General features: G+C 44.5%; 21 protein-coding genes and 1 riboswitch. Of the genes, 10 read left to right on the plus strand and 11 right to left on the minus strand.

Annotated features, from left to right (window positions below):
- Positions 1-8: 8 nt before the first annotated feature.
- From BUC05_RS01500 to BUC05_RS01510, 3 genes are all read right to left on the minus strand, one after another.
- Positions 9-623, minus strand: coding sequence for an NUDIX hydrolase (locus BUC05_RS01500; protein WP_035204566.1), 615 nt, complete (start codon positions 621-623; stop codon positions 9-11).
- 181 nt (positions 624-804) lie between these two features.
- Positions 805-1,797, minus strand: a complete 993-nt coding sequence (locus BUC05_RS01505; RefSeq protein WP_011246457.1) for a lipoate--protein ligase — start codon at positions 1,795-1,797, stop codon at positions 805-807.
- Positions 1,798-1,921: 124 nt separating this feature from the next.
- Complete coding sequence (locus BUC05_RS01510) at positions 1,922-3,328, minus strand: YfcC family protein (RefSeq protein ID WP_063609700.1); 1,407 nt, start codon at positions 3,326-3,328, stop codon at positions 1,922-1,924.
- Between the two features lie 122 nt (positions 3,329-3,450).
- Here BUC05_RS01510 and BUC05_RS01515 point away from each other — a divergent pair, with 122 nt between their 5' ends.
- Together BUC05_RS01515 and BUC05_RS01520 are read left to right on the plus strand one after the other, a co-directional pair.
- Complete coding sequence (locus BUC05_RS01515; RefSeq protein ID WP_011246459.1) at positions 3,451-4,623, plus strand: M20 family metallopeptidase; 1,173 nt, start codon at positions 3,451-3,453, stop codon at positions 4,621-4,623.
- Between the two features lie 90 nt (positions 4,624-4,713).
- Positions 4,714-5,676 (plus strand): bile acid:sodium symporter family protein, encoded by a 963-nt coding sequence (locus tag BUC05_RS01520; RefSeq protein WP_073303993.1) that lies wholly within the window; start codon positions 4,714-4,716, stop codon positions 5,674-5,676.
- 21 nt (positions 5,677-5,697) lie between these two features.
- On the opposite strand, the gene sigK is transcribed toward BUC05_RS01520, so the two are convergent.
- Positions 5,698-6,405, minus strand: a complete 708-nt coding sequence (sigK, locus tag BUC05_RS01525; RefSeq protein WP_011246461.1) for an RNA polymerase sporulation sigma factor SigK — start codon at positions 6,403-6,405, stop codon at positions 5,698-5,700.
- A gap of 371 nt (positions 6,406-6,776) precedes the next feature.
- The gene (locus BUC05_RS21375; RefSeq protein WP_011246462.1) at positions 6,777-6,947 is read right to left on the minus strand and encodes a hypothetical protein; all 171 of its coding nucleotides are present in this window, start codon (positions 6,945-6,947) and stop codon (positions 6,777-6,779) included.
- Between the two features lie 691 nt (positions 6,948-7,638).
- On the opposite strand from BUC05_RS21375, the gene BUC05_RS01530 reads away from it, so the two are divergent.
- The 7 genes from BUC05_RS01530 to BUC05_RS01560 all read left to right on the plus strand — a co-directional run bounded on the left by BUC05_RS01530 (position 7,639) and on the right by BUC05_RS01560 (position 18,101).
- The gene (locus tag BUC05_RS01530; protein ID WP_073303995.1) at positions 7,639-7,989 is read left to right on the plus strand and encodes a hypothetical protein; all 351 of its coding nucleotides are present in this window, start codon (positions 7,639-7,641) and stop codon (positions 7,987-7,989) included.
- A gap of 209 nt (positions 7,990-8,198) precedes the next feature.
- Complete coding sequence (cobA, locus tag BUC05_RS01535) at positions 8,199-9,572, plus strand: uroporphyrinogen-III C-methyltransferase (RefSeq protein ID WP_035203892.1); 1,374 nt, start codon at positions 8,199-8,201, stop codon at positions 9,570-9,572.
- Between the two features lie 39 nt (positions 9,573-9,611).
- Positions 9,612-12,053: a nitrite reductase large subunit NirB gene (nirB, locus tag BUC05_RS01540; RefSeq protein WP_035203895.1), complete on the plus strand. Its 2,442-nt coding sequence runs from the start codon at positions 9,612-9,614 to the stop codon at positions 12,051-12,053.
- Positions 12,053-12,376, plus strand: a complete 324-nt coding sequence (nirD, locus tag BUC05_RS01545; RefSeq protein WP_035203897.1) for a nitrite reductase small subunit NirD — start codon at positions 12,053-12,055, stop codon at positions 12,374-12,376. Before nirB (BUC05_RS01540) ends, nirD begins: the two co-directional genes overlap by 1 nt.
- Before the next feature lie 23 nt (positions 12,377-12,399).
- The gene (gene nirB, locus BUC05_RS01550) at positions 12,400-14,703 is read left to right on the plus strand and encodes a nitrite reductase large subunit NirB (RefSeq protein WP_073303997.1); all 2,304 of its coding nucleotides are present in this window, start codon (positions 12,400-12,402) and stop codon (positions 14,701-14,703) included.
- Positions 14,704-14,739: 36 nt separating this feature from the next.
- Complete coding sequence (nasC, locus tag BUC05_RS01555) at positions 14,740-16,899, plus strand: assimilatory nitrate reductase catalytic subunit NasC (RefSeq protein ID WP_073303999.1); 2,160 nt, start codon at positions 14,740-14,742, stop codon at positions 16,897-16,899.
- Positions 16,896-18,101, plus strand: coding sequence for a nitrate/nitrite transporter (locus BUC05_RS01560; RefSeq protein WP_011246469.1), 1,206 nt, complete (start codon positions 16,896-16,898; stop codon positions 18,099-18,101). Before nasC ends, BUC05_RS01560 begins: the two co-directional genes overlap by 4 nt.
- Positions 18,102-18,176: 75 nt before the next feature.
- On the opposite strand, the gene BUC05_RS01565 is transcribed toward BUC05_RS01560, so the two are convergent.
- Positions 18,177-19,838: a BCCT family transporter gene (locus tag BUC05_RS01565; RefSeq protein ID WP_011246470.1), complete on the minus strand. Its 1,662-nt coding sequence runs from the start codon at positions 19,836-19,838 to the stop codon at positions 18,177-18,179.
- Positions 19,839-20,188: 350 nt separating this feature from the next.
- Here BUC05_RS01565 and BUC05_RS21990 point away from each other — a divergent pair, with 350 nt between their 5' ends.
- Entirely contained in the window at positions 20,189-20,419 is a 231-nt protein-coding gene (locus tag BUC05_RS21990; protein ID WP_350006515.1) for a WYL domain-containing protein, read from the plus strand.
- Here BUC05_RS21990 and thiD read toward each other — a convergent pair.
- From thiD to BUC05_RS01595, 5 genes are all read right to left on the minus strand, one after another.
- Positions 20,409-21,236: a bifunctional hydroxymethylpyrimidine kinase/phosphomethylpyrimidine kinase gene (gene thiD, locus BUC05_RS01575; RefSeq protein WP_035203906.1), complete on the minus strand. Its 828-nt coding sequence runs from the start codon at positions 21,234-21,236 to the stop codon at positions 20,409-20,411. The two genes, BUC05_RS21990 and thiD, sit on opposite strands and share 11 nt — an antisense overlap.
- 85 nt (positions 21,237-21,321) lie before the next feature.
- Positions 21,322-21,420, minus strand: a riboswitch (TPP riboswitch).
- Positions 21,421-21,437: 17 nt separating this feature from the next.
- A complete protein-coding gene (locus BUC05_RS01580; RefSeq protein WP_011246472.1) occupies positions 21,438-21,713 on the minus strand; it encodes an HU family DNA-binding protein in 276 nt (91 codons plus the stop codon).
- A 240-nt stretch (positions 21,714-21,953) separates the two neighbouring features.
- Positions 21,954-22,376, minus strand: a complete 423-nt coding sequence (gene mnhG / locus BUC05_RS01585; RefSeq protein ID WP_011246473.1) for a monovalent cation/H(+) antiporter subunit G — start codon at positions 22,374-22,376, stop codon at positions 21,954-21,956.
- Complete coding sequence (locus BUC05_RS01590) at positions 22,363-22,638, minus strand: Na(+)/H(+) antiporter subunit F1 (protein ID WP_011246474.1); 276 nt, start codon at positions 22,636-22,638, stop codon at positions 22,363-22,365. Before BUC05_RS01590 ends, mnhG begins: the two co-directional genes overlap by 14 nt.
- Positions 22,631-23,119 (minus strand): Na+/H+ antiporter subunit E, encoded by a 489-nt coding sequence (locus BUC05_RS01595; protein WP_011246475.1) that lies wholly within the window; start codon positions 23,117-23,119, stop codon positions 22,631-22,633. Before BUC05_RS01595 ends, BUC05_RS01590 begins: the two co-directional genes overlap by 8 nt.
- Position 23,120 lies beyond the last annotated feature (1 nt).

Raw genomic sequence — 23,120 nt, forward strand, 5'->3', positions numbered from 1 at the left:
ATACCTACTCATGGTTCAAGCATGTCAAGAAAGTGTTTTAATATCCGGCCTGTCAACCCCCAAATGATATAGTCGTTGTATTCGTAAAAGTATTCTGGCATTTGGTAGATCCGCCCTTCGTAAGCATCTCGGTTTGCTATCTTTTCAATCGGAAAGCCTTTGCCTGGTTGGACCGTTATATTCATATAGCCTTGCAATGGGGGATGACTGAGTAAATAAGCGACTGGAATAGTAAACCAGCTATCAACCTCTGCATCGTTAATAGAAATATCTTCTATTGACGAAATTTCTGCTAAAAACGGAAAGATGAATGTGCGCTGTGGCGTGTGTACAGGAGGAAGGGCAGCGATGACGCTAATGTCCGATTCGTCAATGCCTAACTCTTCCGTGCATTCGCGAATGGCCGCTGCTTTTGCATCATGATCCGATGGCTCAATCTTTCCTCCTGGGAAGCAGATTTCTCCAGGTTGAGCTCTTAAAGCCAAAGACCGGACTTGAAAGAGGATATGGAGTTCCCGATTGATCGTAATGAGGGGAAGAAGGACGGCTGCTTCTCTTCCCACTTGCTTGTTACATGTGTCCGCTGCCTTCAATTTGGCTTTAATCTCATCAATTGTTAACACCGGTATTCTCCTTATCAAAAGTAATGTGTCAGATCTTATGACAATTGTGCTGCAAAAACGAAAGAAGTGAAGTACATTAGAAACAAGGAAAGGATGCAACCCTTGCTTCCGAATTGTTCTTTCTTGTCTCTCTCCCCAATTGGGCGGCCTTAAAGGCCGCCATTTTTTTTGCTACAGAATTTTAATAGATTAATGATAAGAAATCCTCTTTATCGATGTTTCCAAAATAAGCTTTAATTTCCGTGTCGTTTAATGCATCTCTAAGTTCGTCCGCATCGTAGCGTTTGCCGACAAGCTTGTTTTCCAGTTCAGCCACGTCTGCTACGCCAAAAAAGTCACCATAAATTTTGCATTCCACAATGACGCCTTTTTTCACATTTAAACGCAAATCGATCGAACCGATCGGAAAACGCTTGGAGCGTTGAATGTCAAAGGCAGGCGATTTGCCATAATTCCAATCCCAGTTTTGATAGCGCTCTTTTGACAAAGCGTGGATTTGCTCCCATTCTGTCTCTGTTAATGTATGTTCAGGAACGGCGCCGCTCTTCGTATTAAAAATATAACGCAACAGCATCGTTTTGAATTCTTCCATTGTCAGTGGCTCACTTAAAAATTCAGCAATGTTGGCTACTCGGCTGCGAATCGATTTGATTCCTTTTGATTTAATTTTGTCATCTTTCACTTTCAACGCGGAAACGACGTTTTCAATCTCTGAGTTGAGCATGAGCGTGCCATGGGAAAACATACGGCCTTTTGTCGTAAATTGGGCATTGCCGGAAATTTTACGTTCGCCTACTTGAAGGTCATTTCGTCCACTTAATTGCGCATTTACGCCAAGTTTTTGCAGTGCTTGAACAACGGGCTCAGTGAATTTTTTGAAATTGTGAAAGGAATCGCCATCATCTTTCGTGATAAAGCTAAAATTCAAATTGCCCAAGTCATGGTAGACCGCGCCGCCGCCTGATAAACGCCGAACAACATGGAGGTTGTTGTCGTTTACATAATCTAAATTAATTTCCTCAAACGTATTTTGGTTTTTGCCAATAATGATCGAAGGCTCATTTATATAGAAGAGAAGGTATGTTTCTTCTGGGTCTAAGTTTTTTAGCGCCCACTCTTCAATCGCTAAGTTTATTCGTGGATCTGTAATGCCTGCATTGTCAATGAATTTCATTGGTTCATGTCTCCTTTCGTGTGACGATCTCCTTTAGTATACTGATTTGGCCCCTGGAAATCGAGTTATTCGCATGGAAAAAGCCGCTAGCAAACGGCTAGCGGCAAACAGGCAGACGAATCTTTTAGGAGATATTAAGCGCTACAGCGACTAGCAAAGCGATCGCTGAAATCACAAACCAAATAACGACAAGTTTCCAAATGAATTTCACCCACCGTAAATAAGGGATGCCAGCAATTGCTAGAAAGGCCATCAGCGGCGCAGAAGTGGGGTTAATGGTGTTCATGATGCCATCTCCATACTGGAACGCCAGTACAGCTGCTTGCCGTTGGATGTCCAACATGTCGGCAAGAGGGGTCATTAACGGCATCGTGACTGCTGCTTGTCCACTTCCTGATGGAATAAAAAAGTTAATAATCAACTGCAAAATAAACATGCCGATAACTGTCAGTTGGCTAGGGATGACGCTAATCCAATTGGAAAGCTGATAAACAAGTGTATCCATGATTTGGCCTTGTTCCATTACCACTAAAATCGCTCTGGCAAAACCAACGACGAGAGCGCCGAATGTGACCATTTTCATTCCGTCCGTAAAGGCGGTAAACATACCATTTACGCCAAGTCCGCCAGTGAGGCCGACGAGAAAGCCAATAATAATAAAGATAGCTGCCATTTCTGTTAAATACCAGTCCCATTGGAATACACCATACATATTAAGGGCAAAACCGACAGCAATAATTGCTAGCACACAGGCGTGCCGCCCAGAAAAACGCGGGGCTGCTTGTGCGCTTGCCTGTTTCCCAGATTCAAAGCCATACATAAGGCTAGCAGACGGATCTTTTGTTACTTTCAGAGCATAGCGGACAACCAACCAGATCGCAGAGCCTAGAAACAACAAAAATACAGCGAAACGAAAAGCGATCCCGCTAAAAAGAGGCAATTCAGCAATCGATTGGGCAACGCCGACAGTAAACGGGTTCATCATGCCGCCGACAAAACCGGCCATAGCACCGAGGCTGACCATAGCTGTTCCAGTGATCGTGTCGTATCCAAGAGCTTTCGCTACGGCAATGCCAATTGGTACAAATATAATAATTTCCTCAGACATGCCAATCGTCGCGCCAGGAATGGAAAAAACAATCATCATCGCTGGAATTAAATAAATCCCTTTTGATTGTAGCCTGCCAATCAAACTATAAACAGTCGCGTCAATCGTTCCCGTTTTTAAAATAACGCCGAACGTGCCACCTACTAGAAAAATATAAAAAACAATTTGTGCAGAATCCATAAGGCCTGTTGGAATGGCTTGAAACATTTCAAATGGGGTAACAGGACTCGCTTCAAGGGGCGTGTAACTGTCTTCGACAAGGAGTGTCCGTCCGTCTTGTTCAACCCGCTCAAACGCGCCTGGAGAAACGAAGTACGTGGCTAACGCTGCCAGGACAATCATTGCAAACAAAATTGCGTACGTATGGGGGACTTTCGAAATTGGTGCTGTGTTTTCTGAGTTGCTGGTGTCTTTCTGTTCCATTGTTGAAAGCTCCTATCGGTATAAATATTCATATGAATTTATATTTAACTTTATTTTAATATAAAGTATAATAGATAAATGTCAAGTAGCGAATAAAGATACGATGAATCGAGGAGAACCAAATGAAAGAACAAATTAGTGAAAAACTGGAACAGCTTCGTTTAACATTTTGGGAAGTAAGCCAGCATATTGGCCACAATCCAGAACTTGGACATGAAGAGTTTATTGCTTGCAAAACATTGACTGACTTATTAAAATCACATGGATTTACAGTAGAAGTGGGAACATGCGGGTTAGAAACGGCTTTTACAGCGACATTTGACAGCGGCCAACCTGGGCCGAAAGTGGGCTTTATGGCTGAATATGATGCCCTCCCGCAAATTGGTCATGCTTGCGGCCATAATTTAATTGGCACGATGTCGGCTGCAGCAGCGATTGGTCTCAGTGACGTTTTGCATAAAACAGGGGGCAAGATATATGTCTATGGCACACCAGCGGAAGAGACACGTGGAGCGAAAGTGACCATGGCAGACGCAGGATTGTTTGATGATCTTGACGTAGCCATGATGGTCCATCCGAATGCCCATTATGAGGAAAGCGGAACTTCGTTGGCAATGGACGCCATTCAGTTCGACTTTTTTGGAAAGGCGGCCCATGCAGCGGCTAGCCCCCATGAGGGAATCAATGCATTGGATGCAGTCATAGCGACATTTAACCAAATCAATGCACTTAGGCAGCATGTTACGCCAGATGTGCGTATACATGGCATTATCCCAGAAGGGGGACAGGCTGCAAATGTCGTTCCCGATTTTGCCAGAGCACAATTTTATGTGCGCGCTGCATCACGAAAAACGCTTCAACCTTTGCTTGAAAAGGTGAAAAACTGTGCGAAGGCAGCAGCTCTTGCGACTGGCGCACAGTTGGAAATTTCGTTCTACGAGTTTTCCTATGACGATATGAATACAAATGAAGCGCTATCCAAACAATTTACCGCTAATTTGGTTGCGTTGGGCGTTGACGTCGACGATATTCGCGAAAAAACACTTGGAGGCTCGTTGGATATGGGCAATGTCAGCCAGCGCGTGCCCGCCATCCATCCGTACGTGAAAATTACAGATGGCGGTTATGCGTGCCATACGCCTGAATTCCGTGATGCCGCATTAAGCGAGCAAGGATTTGAAGGGCTGATGCTTGGCGCAAAAACGATGGCGCATACGGCCTTTGATGTGTTGACTGATCAAGCGCTTCTAGAAACAATTAAACAAGAATATAAAACGTGGAAAGAAAAACAGTAAGAGAGCGTTCGAAAGGAGAAGCGCTATGCAAGAAGCAATGAGCCTCATCAAACGGCGAGTACGAGCGGAAAATAGAAAGAGAACAAAGCGATGAACCAATTCCTACAAAAGTGGCTCCCAGCCATGACACCACTAGCTGTTATTGCTGGCGTACTTGCGAATCAAATGCTCGAACCTGCAGCCTTTTTGGTGCCATGGATTTTTGCCTGTATGTCGTTTGCAAACAGCATTACAATCCATCCGCGGGAAATAAAGCAAGTCTTTCGATTCCCACGATCCTTTTTTCTAACTTTTGTCTCGCTGCAGCTCATTTTGCCGTTTTGTGCTTATATTGCTGGCATTTTGTTGTTTCCAGATGACGTATGGACACAAACAGGCCTTTTGCTCGCTTTTTCCATTCCTACAGGCATCGTTTCCCTCATGTGGATTTCGATTTATGGGGGAAACCGGTCGTTGGCGCTTTGTTTAATTTTGGCAAACACATTGGTTGCGCCCATCTTCATACCGTTAACGCTAGCTGTGTTTCTCGGAACCGAGCTGCCCCTTGATACATTCGGGATTTTTATGGGCGTCTTTTGGATGGTCGTGGCGCCATCCCTTGCCGCATTGGCTATTAACGCTACAAAACCGGCATGGGTCGACGTCATACACGTAGTCGGCGCGCCCTTTACAAAGCTTGGCTTACTTGCGGTCATCCTGTTAAATAGTTCAGTCGCAGCACCTTATTTTTTGGCGCTTGATATAAAACTGGCCATGATTGTTGCAACGGTACTAGCTTTGGCCATTATCGGCTACTTAACAGGGTTATATTTTGCAAAGGCGACAGGCTCTCCTAAAGAGGACCAGGTTAGCATGATGCTGCTTTCAGGAATGCGCAATATCGGTGTCGGGGCAGCGATTGCGATTGTTTACTTTCCACCAGCTGCCACATTGCCTGTCATTGCCGGGACATTGTTTCAACAAATATTGGCGGCTTCGTTTGGAAAATGGCAGTCGCTGGCGCCTAAGCGCTCTACCAATCAATATGACGCCGCGAAAAACAGAGATGCCTGAATATCAGGCATCTCTGTTTATTTAACTGCGGCCACGACTATGTTTGTAAAACTCATGAAACAGTTTCATTAACGCCCGTTTTTCAATCCGGGAGACATAGCTACGGGAAATATTTAATTCTTTCGCAATTTCCCGCTGTGTCCGCTCTTCCTCCATATTCAAACCGAATCGGCCAATAATGACCTCTTTTTCACGTTCATCGAGCACATGAATGTACTCGTAAATTTGCTTTTTTTCCATTTCCGTCTGCAAGACATCAACGATGTCTTCGCCGTCATCCTTGAGAATATCGATCAGTGTGATCTCGTTGCCTTCTTTGTCTGTACCGATTGGATCGTGCAAAGAAACGTCCTTTTTAACTTTTTTCAAAGCCCGCAAATGCATTAAAATCTCATTTTCGATACAGCGTGCCGCGTACGTCGCTAATTTCGTTCCCTTGCCTTCGGAATAACTTTCAATGGCTTTAATCAAGCCGATTGTGCCAATGGAAATTAAATCCTCGACATCTTCCCTTGTGTTTTCAAATTTTTTAACGATATGGGCAACAAGGCGAAGATTATGTTCAATTAACATGTTCCGTGCAGAAGCATCGCCTTCTGCCATCCGGGCTAAGTATTTTTTTTCGTCTTCTTTGCTTAATGGCTGCGGGAAAGCGTTGTTTTTGACATAGGAAACAAAAACAAACACTTCTTTCATAAAATATGTGAGTGCAGCGAGGATGCCGGACATAAGCTCACCTCCACAAGAATGGTTATATCTATGCAACACTGGGCTTGGTTGTGTCTGTACGAAGGAATGTTTTGCTGACGGTCCGGTTGCGTGGCTATAGGAAAAGGGGATAGGGCCAATGTTTAATCGATTGAAACGGATTAACAGATAGGTTGACCTTTTTTAGAGGAGAAGTAAGTGGTGGCTATCTACCTAAAATAATCAAAAGAGAATTAATAAGAATGAGGTACGTGGTAACGAGACGCTGTGGTTAAGGTATTTCTTAAAACAGCTGCGAACGAAAAAAAGTGCAGCAATGTACTCTGCACTTTTGGTATGTTTTAGCGAAGATAGAAGCTCTATCTTATAAAATGGGTTGCATTTCCCATGTGTTAATCATTCGGATTCGGACGCTTTTCGACAAATAGCAAGATTAATGTGGCCACTGGTCCTAGCAACAGTGAAAGCAAGAACCAATTGAGCCCTGTTCGGTTCTTTCCTTGTGCAAGGCCAGCATTAATTAAGGCAAGGGTGCCCCAGCCGACTACGTACTCGTTGTCCATTTTTTCTTCCTCCTCATTTTCTCTATGTTTTACGAAAACACGAGAAAGTTGGTTTCAACGAGGAGGGAAGTCAACGGGTTTAATTGTTAACCGAAGCATTTCTAAACCAGTGATGCGCATGAGCTAATGCTCGTCTTTTTTAGATTTCTACAACGGTCCAGATAAAATCAGGAGTGGTATTTGAGTTTAATTTCTCAGCCAGGCGCTTAGCTTCTTTGTAACACAAGAACGTTTTAATAACTGTACTGTTAGACTCACATAAATCTTTTAGTTTGCCGTTATTGTTGCAAATGATTTTATACATATAAACACTCCCCTATATATGGAATTTTAGCATGATGTAAAAGGACGGGGTAGTGGTGAATCTAAATTAGAACTTAAGTAATGGTGAGAAAAGCCTTGATTCTTGGATGGTTAATAAAAATAAACAATATTGTTTGATGTTAGAACAGCTAAAAGAGGAGAGAGCTGTCCTGGGATTTTTTCGCCAGTCCCCTGGGAGAACGAGGCGGATAAAAGCATTTCGTCATGGAAAGAGCAATATGTTACTGTAAGTTGTTAAGCCTTTTTGGCCGGACCTTTATTGATAAAAACATGGAAAAATTTAAATAAACAATGGAAAAAATAAGTAAATGCATGTAAAATGGAACGTGAACTGTTACAATATTTATCTAACTTTAGGAGGTTTTCAATGAAAACGTGGATTGCAGTTCTGTCTATTCTCGGAGGCATTTGTGGAATCGTTAGTGGCTTTCTTGTGACGGCTGGTGGGGTTGCTTTTGGTGAAGAAGCAATGGCAAATGATGGTTCCTCTGTGTTTTGGCTATCCTTTTTAGCGATTGCTTTAGGATTTTTATCATGGGCACCTAAGTTAAGAGTCATTAGCGGTATTGCATTAATTATTATTTCTGTTACAGGCTTCTTTTTAAATGGATTGTTTTTTACGCTAGCTTTTATTTTCTTGCTTATTGCCGGCATTTTAGCTTTAGTCAATAAGAAAAACGTTTCTCAAGTCCAAAAAAATCCAGAGGTTCAAGGTTAACGGTTGTAAGGAAATAGTCAAAAATAAGAACACGGGGCTAAGCCATGCTTAGCCCTGTTTTTCATTTAGAAGCGGGATAATGCTGTTCGGGTCAGCGGCGACTTTTGTCGAACGTTAGTATGTCACAAAATATTACAATCGGTGCCAGTAGAAAAACGATCCACGTTAGACTAGGGGAAATCATTTTAGGTATCAAAAAGGAGTTTTACATGTCCATACAAGGAAAAGTGTACCTCGTCGGTGCAGGGCCTGGAGACGCCGAACTGTTGACTGTTAAAGCACGAAAGGTATTACAACAAGCTGACGTTGTGATTTTTGACAGGCTTGCCAATCCGGCGCTCATCATGGAAGTTAGCGATCATGCCAAGTTGGTGTATGCAGGCAAGCAGCCGTGCAAACATGTGTTGCGCCAAGGAGACATCCAAACAGAAATGCTTGTCCACGCAAAAAAAGGAAAAACGGTTGTTCGCTTAAAAGGGGGCGATCCTGCCGTATTCGGCAGAGTAGGAGAGGAAGCTGCTTATTTAAAAACTCACCACATTCCATTTGAGATTGTCCCTGGTGTGACAGCGGGTACAGCCGCTTCTATTTATGCAGGTGTACCGGCAACCCATAGAACGCTTTCCAGTTCATTTGCAGTCGTAACTGCTCATCGCGACAGAGACGAAAAAAAAGAGCCCCCTAATTGGCGAGCACTTGCTCAATCGGTTGACACGCTAATGATCTATATGGGCATGAAACAATTAGCTGCCATTGTTGACCAGTTAATGACACATGGAAAACCAGCCGGTACGCCTGTGCTCATTGTCGAGTGGGGCACATACAGTCGACAGCGGTCCGTGGAAGGAACACTAGAAACGATTGTGACCAATGTCGCTAACGCTAACTTGGCGAATCCTGCTGTTATTTTAATCGGCGATGTTGTCGGTGTCCGTGGGGCTGTATCATGGTTTGAGCACAAGCCCCTTTCTGGCATGGGAATACTTTCGCTAAGAGGAGAAACTGAAATGACGGGAACGTTGCGGGCGCAAGGGGCGGATGTCTTTGCGGCCCCCCTCCAACAAAACAAGGGGAAAATTGTTACTGATACGGACATCGCTGCTGTGCTTCAAACTAGTAAAAATCAAGCAGTCTTGTTTTTTGCCAAGGAGGTGTTGTTCGCGTTTTTAGCAAAGCTTGGCGAGAAAGGCTATGATATTCGTTCTGTACAAGGGCAACTTATGGCGGGAACACAGGAGGTGGAGCAAATCGCTCGCTCACTCGGTTTGCAATTGGCGCGTTATTCGAAAAAATCAACTCTTTCGCCTGTCGTGATTGGTACAGATGCCATTAACCGCCGCTTGTTACCACAAAAAATAACTGTTGCGATTCGTCGTCTGCTAGAAGAAGGCCACTTAACTCATGCCTTTTGTGAAACAGAGCAAGAAATTGATGATTTGCGACTCGTTTTAGCAGAATGTGCAAATGAAGCTGTATTGCCTATTTTAACGACGAGCGATCAAGTTCAAGCATATGCTAAATCTCTTTCGATGTACGCTTCTGTCGTTCTGCACAATCAACCACTCGATCAGACAATGTCTTAAACGAGGTAATTGGATTTTTTTTAAAAGGAGTTTTGAGATGTGAATAAAGAAAAGGTTGTTTTAATTGGCAATGGCATGGCGGGCATCCGCACACTCGAAGAAATCATTAAACGAGAGCCTAATCGTTTTCAATTCACGGTTTTCGGTGCAGAACCCCATCCAAATTACAATCGAATATTGTTGTCGTCTGTTCTTCAAGGCGACGCAAGTGTAAGCGACATCGTCTTAAACGACTACGACTGGTATGAAAGAAACCAAATTGAATTGTTTACAGGTGACGCAGTCGTACGAGTTGATTGTCGCAAAAAAGAAGTGTGGAGCGCCAGTGGCATTAAACGGACCTATGACCGTTTGATCTTTGCCACAGGCTCCGACCCGTTTATGCTCCCTTTGCCTGGAGCAGAGAAAGAAGGTGTCATTGCGTTTCGCAACATCGCCGATTGCGAATCAATGATCAATGCTGCGAAATCGTATCAAAAAGCGGTGGTCATTGGTGGAGGGCTGCTAGGCCTTGAAGCAGCTAGAGGCCTGTTGAACTTAAAAATGGACGTTGATGTCATCCATATTGCCGATCATTTAATGGACCGGCAACTGGATTCAGGTGCAGGAAAGATGTTGAAGGCCGAGCTTGAACAACAAGGGATGCAGTTTCATTTAAATAAGAAAACGGTCAAAATCAATGGCCACAACCGGGTCAAGGGCATTTCCTTCAGTGACCAAACAAGTATAAAAGCTGATTTAGTTGTTATGGCTGTTGGCATTCGTCCGAATGTTCAATTGGCTAAGCAATCAGGACTTAAAGTAAATCAAGCAATCGTCGTCAATGATTATATGGAAACTAGCGAAGAAGATGTATATGCAGTTGGTGAATGTGCTGAACACCGTGGTATCGTTTATGGGCTTGTTGCTCCCTTGTACGAACAAGGCAAAGTGCTTGCTGAACACATCTGTACAAATACGAGCAACGAGGTCAGCGGCTATAAAGGGTCAATCGTCTCCACGAAATTAAAAGTTTCAGGGGTAAATGTCTTTTCTGCAGGGGCGTTTCGCGATCAAGACGAGACGAAATCGATTCGTATCCATGACGAATTTGCTGGAGTCTACAAAAAGCTAGTTGTTAAAAACAATCAAGTTGTAGGGGCCGTCTTATTTGGCGACACCAATGATGCCAATCGAATTCTTTCTCTCATTCGGTCTGGGGAAGACATTTCGGCCATAAGTAAAGCGGCACTGTTCCCATCTGAGACGAATGACAGCAGTCCATCAGTAGTAGCTACAATGGCAGACGAAGAAACGATTTGCGGCTGTAACGGTGTAAGCAAAGGTGAGATTGTCTGTGCAATTAAAGAGCAGGGGCTTTCTACGGTAGCAGAAATAAGGCAATGTACGAATGCGTCAAGGTCTTGTGGTGGCTGCAAGCCGGAAGTAGCTGAATTGTTGGCACTCACAACAGGAACGGACATAATGGCAAAACCAGAACCTCTTTGCGGCTGTACGGAATTAACCCATGAAGCAGTGGTAGCCTCGATCCGGGAAATGGGCTTGTCCTATGTTCGAGAAGTCATGAGCGTGCTTGGTTGGAAGTCAGAGGAAGGCTGTTCAAAGTGCCGCCCTGCTCTCAACTACTATCTAGGTCTCATTAGCCCCCTTGATTATACGGATGATGCTCATTCCCGGTTTGTTAATGAACGGGTCCATGCCAATATCCAGAAAGACGGCACGTTCTCTGTTGTGCCTCGGATGTATGGCGGGGTGACCAATCCAGAACAACTGCGGAAAATCGCTGATGTTGCTGAAAAATACAATGTCCCTTTATTAAAAGTCACCGGCGGTCAACGGATCGACTTGCTCGGCGTCGAAAAAGAAAAATTGCCTAACGTATGGCGTGATTTAGGGATGCGCTCCGGCTATGCGTATGGCAAAACATTGCGGACAGTCAAAACGTGCGTTGGTGAAGATTTTTGCCGTTTTGGCACGCAGGACTCGATTAGCCTTGGAATCGAAATTGAAAAAAAATACGAGGGCCTGAATACGCCCCATAAAGTAAAAATGGCTGTTTCCGCTTGCCCGCGTAATTGTGCGGAATCAGGAATAAAAGATGTTGGAATTGTGGGTGTAGAAGGAGCATGGGAAATCTATGTAGGTGGGAATGGAGGCGTTGATTTAAGAAGCGCTGAGCTGCTTTGCAAAGTGGCAACGAATGAAGAAGTAATGGAAACGATCAGTGCATTTTTGCAATATTATCGGGAACAAGCCACCTATTTAGAACGGACTTCCCATTGGATTGAGCGAGTCGGGCTTGAATCAATTAAAAAAGTGATTTTCGACGACAGCATCGAACGAGCAGCGCTAATCGAACGGATGGAAATGGCGCTATCTAGGCACAAAGATCCGTGGACGGAAATTGTTGAGAGTGAAGAAAAGCAGAATCAATTGTTTGAAAAGAAAAAAATTGCTGTTAAACAGGGAGGAGGTATGTGATGGCATTCGTGGAAGCGGGTAGAAAAGTGTTTGTCGCTAACCGAAATGAGCTGGCGGTCGGTTTAGGCAAGAAAGTTGAAATCGAAGGGAGGGAGCTTGCTTTATTTATGCAAGAGGATGGGTCCGTCCGGGTCCTTGACAATAAATGTCCTCATAAAGGCGGGCCACTGTCCGAAGGCATCGTTAGTGGAAATTATGTTTATTGCCCGCTGCATGATTGGAAAATTTGCATGAAAACGGGCAGCGCGCAAGGTGGAGACCAAGGAAATGTAGCTTGTTTTACTGTGAAAGTTGAAGGAGACGATATTTACGTGTTTATTTAATGCTTGTTAAAAGGAGTGATTGGATGGGCTCGAAGTCAAGACAGCGACTCGTCCTTATTGGCAATGGCATGGCAGGCGTCCGCGTGGTAGAGGAAGTGTTAAAACTTGCTCCGCGCCAGTTTGCGATTACGATTTTATCAGAAGAAGACCGCCCAAGCTATAACCGCATCTTGCTTTCCTCCGTTTTGCAAGGGAAACAGACGCTTCACAGCATCGGCATCCATCCGTTCCAATGGTATGTTGACCATGGCATTGAGCTGCGATTAGGTGAGAAAGCGACCAGAATCGATCCCGTTGCCCAGAAAGTATATACCGACAAAGGGGAACTTGCTTACGACAAGCTAGTGATCGCTACTGGTTCGGAACCTTTTGTCCTTCCAGTGCCAGGAGTGGAGAAAGAAGGCGTATTTGTTTTTCGCACAATCCGTGATTGTGAACGGTTAACTGAATGGGCGACTCGTTACCAAAAAGCGGCTGTCATTGGGGGCGGTTTGCTTGGTCTTGAAGCAGCCCAAGGGCTGGCTCATTTAGGCGTCGACGTAAGCGTCATTCATCTTTCTGACCGAATTATGGAGCGCCAGCTCGACGAAACGGCAGCCCGGCTGTTGAAACAGAGCCTTGAGAGCAAAGGGATTCACTTTCTGTTACAAAAACAAACAGCGGAAATTAGCGGCGAGGAGCGGGTAACAGGTCTTCGTTTTCAAGATGGAACCACTCTTTCTGCTGATTTTGTTGTCATGGCAGCTGGCGTCCAGCCGAACATTGCCATTGCCAAGGAAAGCAACATTCCAACAAAGCGAGGAATTGTTGTTGATGATCGTCTACGCACGGACGTTTCAGGTGTGTATGCCGTCGGCGAATGTGCCGAACATAACGGAATCAGCTATGGGTTAGTGGCCCCCTTATATGAACAAGCAAAAGTGCTGGCCCGTGAGCTTTGTGGACTGCCAGGCCTGTATTATAACGGCACTGTGTTAGCGACGCAATTGAAAATATCAGGAGTAAACGTCTTTTCTGCAGGCGAAACAATCTGTTCTGGCACTTGTACTGTTTTGAAAACTTTAAACGAAATTACGGGTCAGTATAAGAAGCTTCTGTTTAAAGGGAATTGCCTTGCCGGGGCAGTATTGTTTGGCAATACGCGACAAAGCGACCAGCTGTTGCAGTTGATTCGGGCAAACACGCCATTGTCAGATGACGAGAAGACGCAACTATTAACAGAAGATGGAACAGCATTTGAACGAGAGCTAGCCTCTCTGCCAGCTTCCCATCTCATTTGCAATTGTAATGCTGTATCAAAGGGCGACATTATGAGCGCAATGGCAGCCGGACAGCACACAATTGCACAGATAAAAGCGGGAACGAAAGCGGCAAGTTCATGCGGTGGATGCGAGGTCAGAGTGGCCGCTATGCTAGAAAGCTTTAAGCATGGACAACTGCTAGCGACTGTCGATATAGCCGAAAGAAAACCGTTGTGCCCATGCACGTCGCTAACCGAACAACAAGTCGCCAAATCAATCGCCGAGAAACGGCTCGTTGTGTTTTCTGACATGAGCGAAAAGCTAGGTTGGAAAAACAAAAATGGGTGCCGAGTCTGCCGAGAAGTGTCTGCTTATTATGCCGGATTGTTCTTTCCTGGGGGAGCACCAAAGGAACGGAATGGAAAACAAGAAAACGATGGCAGTTATACGATTACACTTCCACACATTGCTGGCAGATTGAGCACTGACCAATTAAAACAATTTGCCCTAATGGCTGAGGAACTGCAAGTGCCGAGAATTGATTTTTCAGCACGTAACCAAGTGCAGCTGAAAGGGTTGACGGAAAAGCAACTGCCTTACGTCTTTGAACAGCTTGATATGCCTCCTGCTGTTTTGGCAGGCAAGCGTTTGCAGGTTGTTATTGATGACAGCCACTATAACTGGCCGGAAGGGAGGCACTTGGCTGAAAGACTGCTCGATTTATTTAACTGTGTGCCTTTTCCTATGGAAACAGAAGTATGCGTTACGTTAGCTGCTCGTCGACACGAGCTCGCTGCTATTCGTCTCTCCCGGTCGCCATTAAATTGGGAAGTAGCGATTGGTTCTGAATTATTTTGTTCGAACGACTCCGTTGAAGGAACCTTTCAACTTGTTTGCGCTTTGCTGCAATACTTTAGGCAATCAGCGCAGTACAGTGAAAATATCCATGCTTGGCTTGTCCGTAAAGGCGCGGTCCATGTTCGCGAAGTCGTGTTTGACGCTGCTTGCCAGGCAAAATTAAATAAACAGCTAGCGGAAATAACGGCAGTTAGCCATGAGCATGCAGAACGAATGCCAGTCGTTTAAAGAGATAAAAATTTGGAGTGGAGGGATTGTACTCGAATGCAGTCGGGATATTTGCAAGAAAAAAGACAACTGCCTAATCGTGAAATCGTCTATAACAGCCAATGCCCTTTTTGCAGTGTACAATGCAAGGTGCAATTGATTAAGCGTAAGCATGGACAGGAAACATCATACGACGTTGTTGGCATAGAGAACCCCACGTCAAAAGGCCGTTTATGTGTAAAAGGGCTGAATGCTCACCAACACGCCTTTCATCCCGATCGGCTTACACAACCGCTGGCCAAAGTAAATGGAAAATGGCTGCCGATTAGTTGGGATGAAGCACTGAAACAAATCGCCGAAAACGTTCAAGCAATTCAGCAAGAAGATGGGCATGATGCAATGGCCGTATATGGAAGCGCCTCAATTACAAATGAAGAAGCATATTTGCTCGGTAAGTTTGCCCGTGTAGCCTTGAAAACAAGGCATATTGACTATAATGGCCGGCTCTGTATGTCGGCTGCTGCCTCCGCTGCTACAACAGCATTTGGAATAGATAGAGGCTTAACCAATTCCCTTGAAGACGTTCTGTTTGCGGAATGTCTGATGTTGGTAGGGACCAATTTAGCTGAATGCCAACCAACGCTGATGCCTTACATTGAACAAGCGAAAAAGAACGGCGCTTTTCTTATCGTCGTTGATCCAAGGGAAACGGCAACTGCACAGCTGGCTGACTTGCATATAAAGCTAAAACCTGGTACAGACGCTGCTTTAGCAAATGGGTTATTGAAATGTATCTTAGAAGGTGGCTACGAAGATGCCGCTTTCATCCAAAAACAGGTTGAAGGGTTTGCGGAAGTCAAAGCCCATATTGCCAAGCTCAAACTTGAAAACATAGCCGAGCAAACAGGGGTCAGCGGCGATGTGATCACCAAGGCTGCTGAAACGTTTGCTAAGGCAAGAACAGGGATGATTTTTACGGCAAGGGGCGTTGAGCAGCAAACAAACGGCTCCATGGCTGTCCGTAATTTCCTGAATGTTCTAATCGCTACAGGGAAGTTAGGCAAACACGCATGTGGATTTGCCGCGGTTACAGGACAAAGTAATGGCCAAGGGGCAAGGGAACATGGTCAAAAAGCCGATCAGCTTCCAGGATACCGTTCAATCGAAAATGAAGAGCATCGCGCTCATATTGCCGCTATTTGGGGGATTTCACCTGAACAGTTGCCAAGGAAGGGTGTCTCGGCTTTTGAAATGATGAAAAAAGCAGACAAGGGGGAAATTACCGGAATGTTTTTAATGTGCTCCAATCCGGTCGTATCCCATCCACAGGCCGATTTTGTCAAAAATGCTTTAAAAAAGCTAAAATTTCTGGTCGCTGTCGACTTATTTGTTTCTGAAACAGCTCAGCTTGCTGACTTGATCTTGCCGTCCACTTCTTATTTGGAAGATGAAGGCACGATGACAAATGTCGAAGGCAGAGTGACACTGCGTGAAGCCAGTATGCCTCCTTATGGGGAAGCCCGCCATGATTGGCAAATTATCTGTAACATTGCGGCTGTTCTTGGCAAAGGAACTGATTTTTCCTATTCCTGCTCGGAAGACATTTTTACTGAATTAAGAATGGCCAGCAAAGGTGGAATCGCTGATTACTATGGAATTACGTATGAGCGGCTTAGGAAAGAAAAGGGGATTTTTTGGCCATGCCCTAGCCTGGAACATCCAGGGACGCCACTGTTATTTACGGATTGTTTTTATCGGCCAAACAAAAAAGCGCTTATGACCGTTGTTCCGAACGACGCGCCTGTACCAAAAGAAAAACCAAGTCGAGATTACCCTCTTTATTTAACGACGGGCAGAGTGCTTGCTCACTATTTGACTGGCGTACAGACACGAAATAGCGCCTCCCTTATGGCACGAAACTTTGAATCTTTTGTAGAAATGCATCCAGAAACCGCTAAAAAGCATGGAATTGCTGATCGAACGCTTATCAAGCTGACTACCAAACAAGGCAGTATGATCGTCCGTTGTCACTTTACGGAAACGATTCGTGAAGATACTGTATTTGTCCCTTTTCACTGGAGTGGCAAACAAAACGTCAATCGTATAATTACAGGCAATTTAGACCCTGATTGCCGCATGCCAGCTTTTAAAGTCAGCGCAGTAAGGGCTGAACCATTAGTTGTTCATGAGCAAATGGAAGGAGTGTTGGGAACATGAAACTTTCTGAGTTACGCAAAAGCGGGCATGCGCCTTCGTTGTTTTCCGCTTTTTTATATTTCGATGTAAGCTTTATGATTTGGGTATTGCTTGGTGCCCTTGGCGCATACATTACTGCTGATTTTGGCTTGAGTGCTTCACAAATTGGGTTCATTGTCGGGATTCCGATTTTAGCAGGCTCTGTTTTCCGCATCCTTGTTGGCATTTTGACAGATCGTTATGGGCCAAAAAAGACGAGCATAGCAGGCATGGTTGTAACGATGGTACCGCTGTTGTGGGGCTGGCTATTTGGTACGAGCTTGTCAGAATTGATCGCGATCGGGCTGCTGCTTGGCGTTGCGGGTGCTAGTTTTTCTGCTTCGCTGCCAATGGCTAGCCGGTGGTACCCCCCTCATTTACAAGGAGTAGCAATGGGCATAGCAGGAGCCGGAAATAGTGGTACCTTATTTGCTACATTGTTCGGGCCAAGGCTGGCAGAAATTGTTGGTTGGAATGGGGTGATGGGACTAGCGCTTATTCCTCTTTCCCTTGTGCTCATCTCTTACATCCTGATGGCGAAGGAGCCACCAAACCAGCCAGCTCCAAAGCCGTTAAAAGCGTATTTCCGTGTATTCCAAGAGCGTGATACATGGTACTTTTGCTTGCTTTACAGTGTTACATTTGGTGGATTTGTAGGCTTGTCAAGCTTTTTAAGCTATTTCTTTGTAAACCAGTATGCTGTTTCAGGGGTCAGAGCAGGGGAGTTTGTCACACTTGTCGTTGCTGCCGGCAGCTTATTGCGCCCAATTGGCGGGTTGATTGCAGACAAAATTGGCGGTGCTCGCTTGCTTACTGTGCTTTTTGTTGGCGTAGCCCTTTGTATGTTTGCCGTTAGTTTTCTCCCGCCGATTGCGTTTGCTCTTACTGTGTTATTTATAGGCATGGGCTGCCTCGGCATGGGCAACGGTGCTGTGTTTCAACTTGTCCCGCAGCGTTTCCATAAAGAAATCGGCATGGTAACTGGCATCGTTGGAGCTGCTGGAGGCGTTGGCGGCTTTTTCTTGCCAAATATTCTCGGCTTGTTTAAGGATATAACGGGGACGTACGCTAGCGGATTTCTTCTGTTCGCCCTTTCTGCCTGTTTCGCCCTTGGGCTGTTACTGTTTGCTCAGCACTCATGGAAGAAGGCGTGGACAGAGACAAAGCAGACGACGTCTATTTAAGCGACTTGAAGATAAAATGGAGGCCAGCGAACGCTGGCCTCTGTTTTATTGGTGACGGTTTGTCTGTATCGATTGTTAATCGTTCTTTTTTGGTGGTTTGGTTTTCTGATGATTGCTTTTTGGCACGGCACGTTTGTGCTGTTTTTTTTGTTCCTGTTTTAAACGTTTTTTCTCTTCACGTTCATGCTTGTTTTTGAAGTTGCGGAGCTCAACGAGTTCACGACGTAGCCGCCGCTCTTTGACCTGCTCTTTTAGTCTTTCTTGGCGCAATGCTTTTAAAAGAGAAATGACCATAAGCACGATGATAATCGAAAAAGGAAACGCCACGACAATCATTGTGTTTTGCAATGCTTGCAGGCCGCCGCTATAGAGAAGAACAGCGGCCGTTGCTGACATTAACAGGCCCCATGTTATTTTAATTTTGTTAGCTGGATTTAATGATCCTTTTGTAGACTGGCTACCTAGCACAAATGTGGCTGAATCAGCTGACGTAATAAAAAATACAGCGATTAAAAAGATCGTTATAAAGGATGTAATGGTACTAAAGGGCATTGTACTTAGCACGCCAAACAACATCTCTTCATCAGCTAATGTTGAAATAGCGGCAGCCCCCGAAGACTCGGCAGCAATCGATGTCCCCCCTAAAAATGAAAACCAAACAAAGCCTAGCAGCGATGGGACTAGCAATACGCCAATGACGAATTCTCGCAGTGTCCGTCCTCGCGATACACGGGCAATGAATGTACCGACGTAAGGGGACCATGCCATCCACCAGGCCCAATAAAACAAGGTCCACGCGTTAATCCAAGCACGGTGTTCTGCACTGTTTGGCGCAATCGTAAAACTAAGTTCAGGCAAGGATTGTATGTACTGGCCAAGTGTATTTGTGAAAAGGTTTAACGAGTACATGGTTGCACCAAACACGGCGAAAAACAGCAACATAAGCACGACAAGTGTCATATTGACAATACTTAAAATGCGGATTCCCTTATCAAGCCCTGTACTTGCTGAAATAAGAAAGAGCACGGTAATCACAACAATAATCGCTAACTGGAGCATAAAGCTGTTTTCTAAGTTTGTCAGGAAGGAAATGCCGCCGTTCATTTGAGCGGCCCCAAATCCGAGCGTCGTTGCAATTCCTGACAATGTGGCAATAATAGCGATCACATCAATCGTTTTGCCAAAGAAGCCATTTGGATTAATTAATGGCGACAACGCTGCGCTAATCAGGCCAGGCTGTTCTTTGCGGAAATTAAAGTAAGCCAAACAAATCGCCACAATTGCATAAATGGCCCAACCATGAAAACCCCAATGGAGAAATACGTACTTCATGGACTCTAGCGCAGCTGCTCCCGTTCCTTCTTCTACAGTCGGTGAGCTCACTGCATAATGAGCAATTGGTTCGGCAGCTCCGAAAAACAGAAGCCCGACGCCGAGTCCTGCGCTAAATAAGAAAGCAAACCATGTTAAGTAACTGTATTCAGGACGGTCTTCATCTTTGCCTAAACGTATCTTTCCATAAGGGCTAAAGATAAAAAAGAGGCATACAAGCAAAAAGAAGGTAACGACGATTAAATAATACCAGCCAAACCGATCGGCGATAAAGGCCTGGGCAGCGGCTGTAATCGCTTCAAGGCGCGCTGGAGCAGAGATGCCAACAACAATAAAGATAAGGAGGATGCCAAGCACCCAGTAAAATACGGGGTCAATCTTCGTTCGTGTGTCATTTGAATTCATTGATGCGCTCCTTGTTTTAAATCAACTGTGATGACGGAATAAACTTTACTTACCCATTTATTCGCGTTTATAACCTGGGAGGTGATTTCCAAATACTTTTCCCATTATACTTAACTCCCATGTATGCGTCTATGAACTCGAACAAAAAGCGATGAAAATAGATAGTTGAACTTAGGAAGAAGGAATGAGAGGCAAGGAGGATTTACCCACAATGAATGATTGTTAAAACAGAAAGCCCGCATCTTTCTTAGTAAGATGCGGGAGAAAATACAACGAACAAACATTCTGTTTTTTTGTTGACGAACATTCGTTCGATCGTTATAATAATAATCAAAAGGAGTGTGATTATGATGATCCGGTTATTAAACAGAGCTGCTACTGAGCAAGGGCGGGTAGAACTCATCTATGAAGCAAAAAATAAAAAGCTAACCCAAAGGGAAGTTACAGTATACACCGTTACCGAGACGCATGTTTTTTGTTATTGCCATTTAAAAAATGCGTATCGAGCCTTTGCACTGGACCATATTCTCTCATGCGCTTGGTTGACAAATAAACGCGGGAATCGTTCCCTTATTGGTTAACGTTTTTGCCTGGTAACCCATTAAGTCGATGACCCCAATGGTTGGTTGGACCATAGCCATTCCCAATTTGTAAAGACCAAGTAATGGCATCTGCTGTAAAAGCTTTTGCTTTTTGGACTGCATCCAATAGCGCTATGCCTTTAGCCAATTGGGCACAAATCGCTGCTGAGAAGGTACAGCCTGTCCCATGTGTGTGTTTTGTATCCGTACGGGGCGCATCTAATTTAAACAATCCAGTCTCTCTACTGTAAAACACATCAACCGCATCGCCTGTTAAACTTCCCCCTTTTACAACAACGCTTTGTGCCCCTAATTCTTTAACAATCCGTATGGCTGCTTTTTCCATATCGTCAATATCATCAATTTGCATGTCAATTAAATCTTCCGCTTCAGCAATATTAGGTGTGACAATTGTTGCTAAAGGCACAAGTGTCTCGCGAAGCTTAGCGCGCACATGCTTTTCTAGCAATGGGTCGCCGTTTTTGGCCATCATCACTGGGTCGCAAACATAAGGGACGTTTTTGTGGGAATGTAGTTGTTGTTGCAGGAGTTCCATCATTTCTGGGAGCGCGATCATGCCTGTTTTAATAGCGCTTGGGTAAATATCATCGACAACCGCTTGGAACTGCTGGTCGATGAATTCAAGGGGTACGTGGTGGATAGCCCGCACACCTGTCGTATTTTGCGCCACTAGCGAGGTAATCACGCTCATTCCATACACTTCTAGTTCTTGAAACGTCTTGAGATCGGCTTGAATGCCAGCTCCTCCTGTAGGATCGGTTCCAGCGATCGTTAAAGCGCGATAAATCGTCGACAACGCCATCATCCTTTCTGTCTAAAATAAAAAAACAGCCGCCCGTACTTGTGGAGGCGACTGTTGTAATGTAAAAAAAACAAATGTATTTTTTACGTTTCCACTTCCCTACGCTAGTATGAACTAGATCAGGTTGAAGAGTTAAAGGCGAACCTTTTCTCAGCACGAAGCACCCCTAGTGGAATCTATGTGTTTGCTGTTGTTTTACTCGTTAACAGCGTCTTTTAACTGTTTACCTGGCTTGAAAGCAGGGTTTTTTGTTGCTGGGATTTCAATTTCTTCGCCAGTTTGCGGGTTGCGGCCTTTACGAGCAGAACGCTCGCGGACTTCAAAGCTACCAAAACCGACGAGTTGTACTTTTGCTCCTTTTACGAGTGATTCCGTAATGCCATTAAAAACAGCGTCAACTGCTTTGGAAGCGTCTTTTTTAGAGATTTCTGCTTGTTCTGATACTGCATTGATTAAATCTGTTTTGTTCATCTTAAAAAACTCCTTTTCTTATCGTAAAGTTGTTTCATTCTTTTCTTCTTACAGACCAACATATTGCTATATTCGCTGTATGCGGCTTATAGCGACAATGCCTGCCCTTAATTTACTCATGAATCCTTGTTGTGTCAAGACTTAAAGGCCAAAATAAGGCTGAACACCTGATTTTTAATCACTTTGTAACGTTTTTCCCCAAATTCAGCACTATTCTTGTCATCAAACGTGTCCTTTTATTTAGGGCCTATTTTCTGTAGGTAATGGTTTTGTAGGATTTTCCTTTGTTGTCTGTTTGCTGTTGTTCGCATATGTTTTCTTTTCTTTGTCATAAAAAGGCTTCATTTCGTCACAAACAGTGGAAGCGTCCATCGGAATGCCTATACGGTAAGCGGATCGAGAAATCATTAATGCTGCAATCGGCACCGTAATAAACACAAATAGAATCGTTAACAACAACTTGCCAATAAACTCGCCTTTTAATACAAAAAAGTAGAGGAATACAGCGGCCATGATCATCATAATGCCAAATGTCGAATTTTTTCCCGTCGCATGGAGACGGGAGTACACATCAGGCAATCGAACGATGCCGACAGCAGAAAGGAAGCCGAAAATAGATCCTAGTAATGCCAAAACTGCGATTAGCCATTCAATCGTCGTCAAACAAATTCCCCCTTTCAAGAAATTTCGCCATGGCGGCTGAGCCTACAAAAGCGAGAATGCCTACGACGAGAAGAATTTCGGTATAGGCGCGTGTGTCTTGAAGAATCATTAAGATGCCGACAAAGCCAATTAATAAGATGCCAACGGTATCAAGCGCCACAATGCGGTCATGATTGGTTGGTCCAAGAAGGGCACGGACAAAACAAAGGAGCGCGGCTAGGCTTAGTATGACTAAAGCAATAGAGAGCAACAAATTAAACATGATAGCGACGGGTCACCTCCAAAATGCCAGCCTCAAATGTATCTTTTGCTTGCTTCACCAGCCCATCTTTGTCTTCGGCATTTAAGGCATGGACAAAAATGTAGCGACCGTCTTCTGAAAACTCAATCGACATCGTTCCTGGTGTCAATGTCATCATGACGGCAAACAATGTTTTTTCCACCCTCGTCTCCAGTTCAGTTGGCACGGCAATGATCCCAGGAGCAATGTTCATTTTAGGGCTGATGACAATTTTGGCAACATCCAGGTTGGCAACCGTCAATTCCTTGGCAAACACACCCATTAGCTTTAAAAAGGACCAAACGCGAAGCATGTAAAAATAGCGGCCTTTAAAACGGATTAAACAAAGAACGACAAGCATCCCTATGACATAACCAAAAACGAAAGTTTGGGCGGTAAAACTGTTTTGAAAGAGCATCCACAAAAACGCAACTAACGTATTTATGATTAATTGAAACGCCATT

Source organism: Shouchella rhizosphaerae, from assembly GCF_900142675.1.
Classification (GTDB): domain Bacteria; phylum Bacillota; class Bacilli; order Bacillales; family Bacillaceae_D; genus Shouchella; species Shouchella rhizosphaerae.

What these genes read in the sequence shown, in the direction of transcription:
- nasC (WP_073303999.1), top strand. Translation starts at nt 14,740, where the DNA reads ATGCAGTCGGGATATTTGCAAGAAAAAAGACAACTGCCTAATCGTGAA.
- BUC05_RS01580 (WP_011246472.1), bottom strand. Translation starts at nt 21,713, where the DNA reads ATGAACAAAACAGATTTAATCAATGCAGTATCAGAACAAGCAGAAATC.
- BUC05_RS21990 (WP_350006515.1), top strand. Translation starts at nt 20,189, where the DNA reads ATGATCCGGTTATTAAACAGAGCTGCTACTGAGCAAGGGCGGGTAGAA.
- nirD (WP_035203897.1), top strand. Translation starts at nt 12,053, where the DNA reads ATGGCATTCGTGGAAGCGGGTAGAAAAGTGTTTGTCGCTAACCGAAAT.
- BUC05_RS01520 (WP_073303993.1), top strand. Translation starts at nt 4,714, where the DNA reads ATGAACCAATTCCTACAAAAGTGGCTCCCAGCCATGACACCACTAGCT.
- BUC05_RS01515 (WP_011246459.1), top strand. Translation starts at nt 3,451, where the DNA reads ATGAAAGAACAAATTAGTGAAAAACTGGAACAGCTTCGTTTAACATTT.
- BUC05_RS01590 (WP_011246474.1), bottom strand. Translation starts at nt 22,638, where the DNA reads ATGTTTAATTTGTTGCTCTCTATTGCTTTAGTCATACTAAGCCTAGCC.
- BUC05_RS01565 (WP_011246470.1), bottom strand. Translation starts at nt 19,838, where the DNA reads ATGAATTCAAATGACACACGAACGAAGATTGACCCCGTATTTTACTGG.
- BUC05_RS01595 (WP_011246475.1), bottom strand. Translation starts at nt 23,119, where the DNA reads ATGGCGTTTCAATTAATCATAAATACGTTAGTTGCGTTTTTGTGGATG.
- BUC05_RS21375 (WP_011246462.1), bottom strand. Translation starts at nt 6,947, where the DNA reads ATGGACAACGAGTACGTAGTCGGCTGGGGCACCCTTGCCTTAATTAAT.
- BUC05_RS01530 (WP_073303995.1), top strand. Translation starts at nt 7,639, where the DNA reads ATGAAAACGTGGATTGCAGTTCTGTCTATTCTCGGAGGCATTTGTGGA.
- nirB (WP_073303997.1), top strand. Translation starts at nt 12,400, where the DNA reads ATGGGCTCGAAGTCAAGACAGCGACTCGTCCTTATTGGCAATGGCATG.
- cobA (WP_035203892.1), top strand. Translation starts at nt 8,199, where the DNA reads ATGTCCATACAAGGAAAAGTGTACCTCGTCGGTGCAGGGCCTGGAGAC.
- BUC05_RS01505 (WP_011246457.1), bottom strand. Translation starts at nt 1,797, where the DNA reads ATGAAATTCATTGACAATGCAGGCATTACAGATCCACGAATAAACTTA.
- sigK (WP_011246461.1), bottom strand. Translation starts at nt 6,405, where the DNA reads ATGTCCGGCATCCTCGCTGCACTCACATATTTTATGAAAGAAGTGTTT.
- BUC05_RS01560 (WP_011246469.1), top strand. Translation starts at nt 16,896, where the DNA reads ATGAAACTTTCTGAGTTACGCAAAAGCGGGCATGCGCCTTCGTTGTTT.
- BUC05_RS01510 (WP_063609700.1), bottom strand. Translation starts at nt 3,328, where the DNA reads ATGGAACAGAAAGACACCAGCAACTCAGAAAACACAGCACCAATTTCG.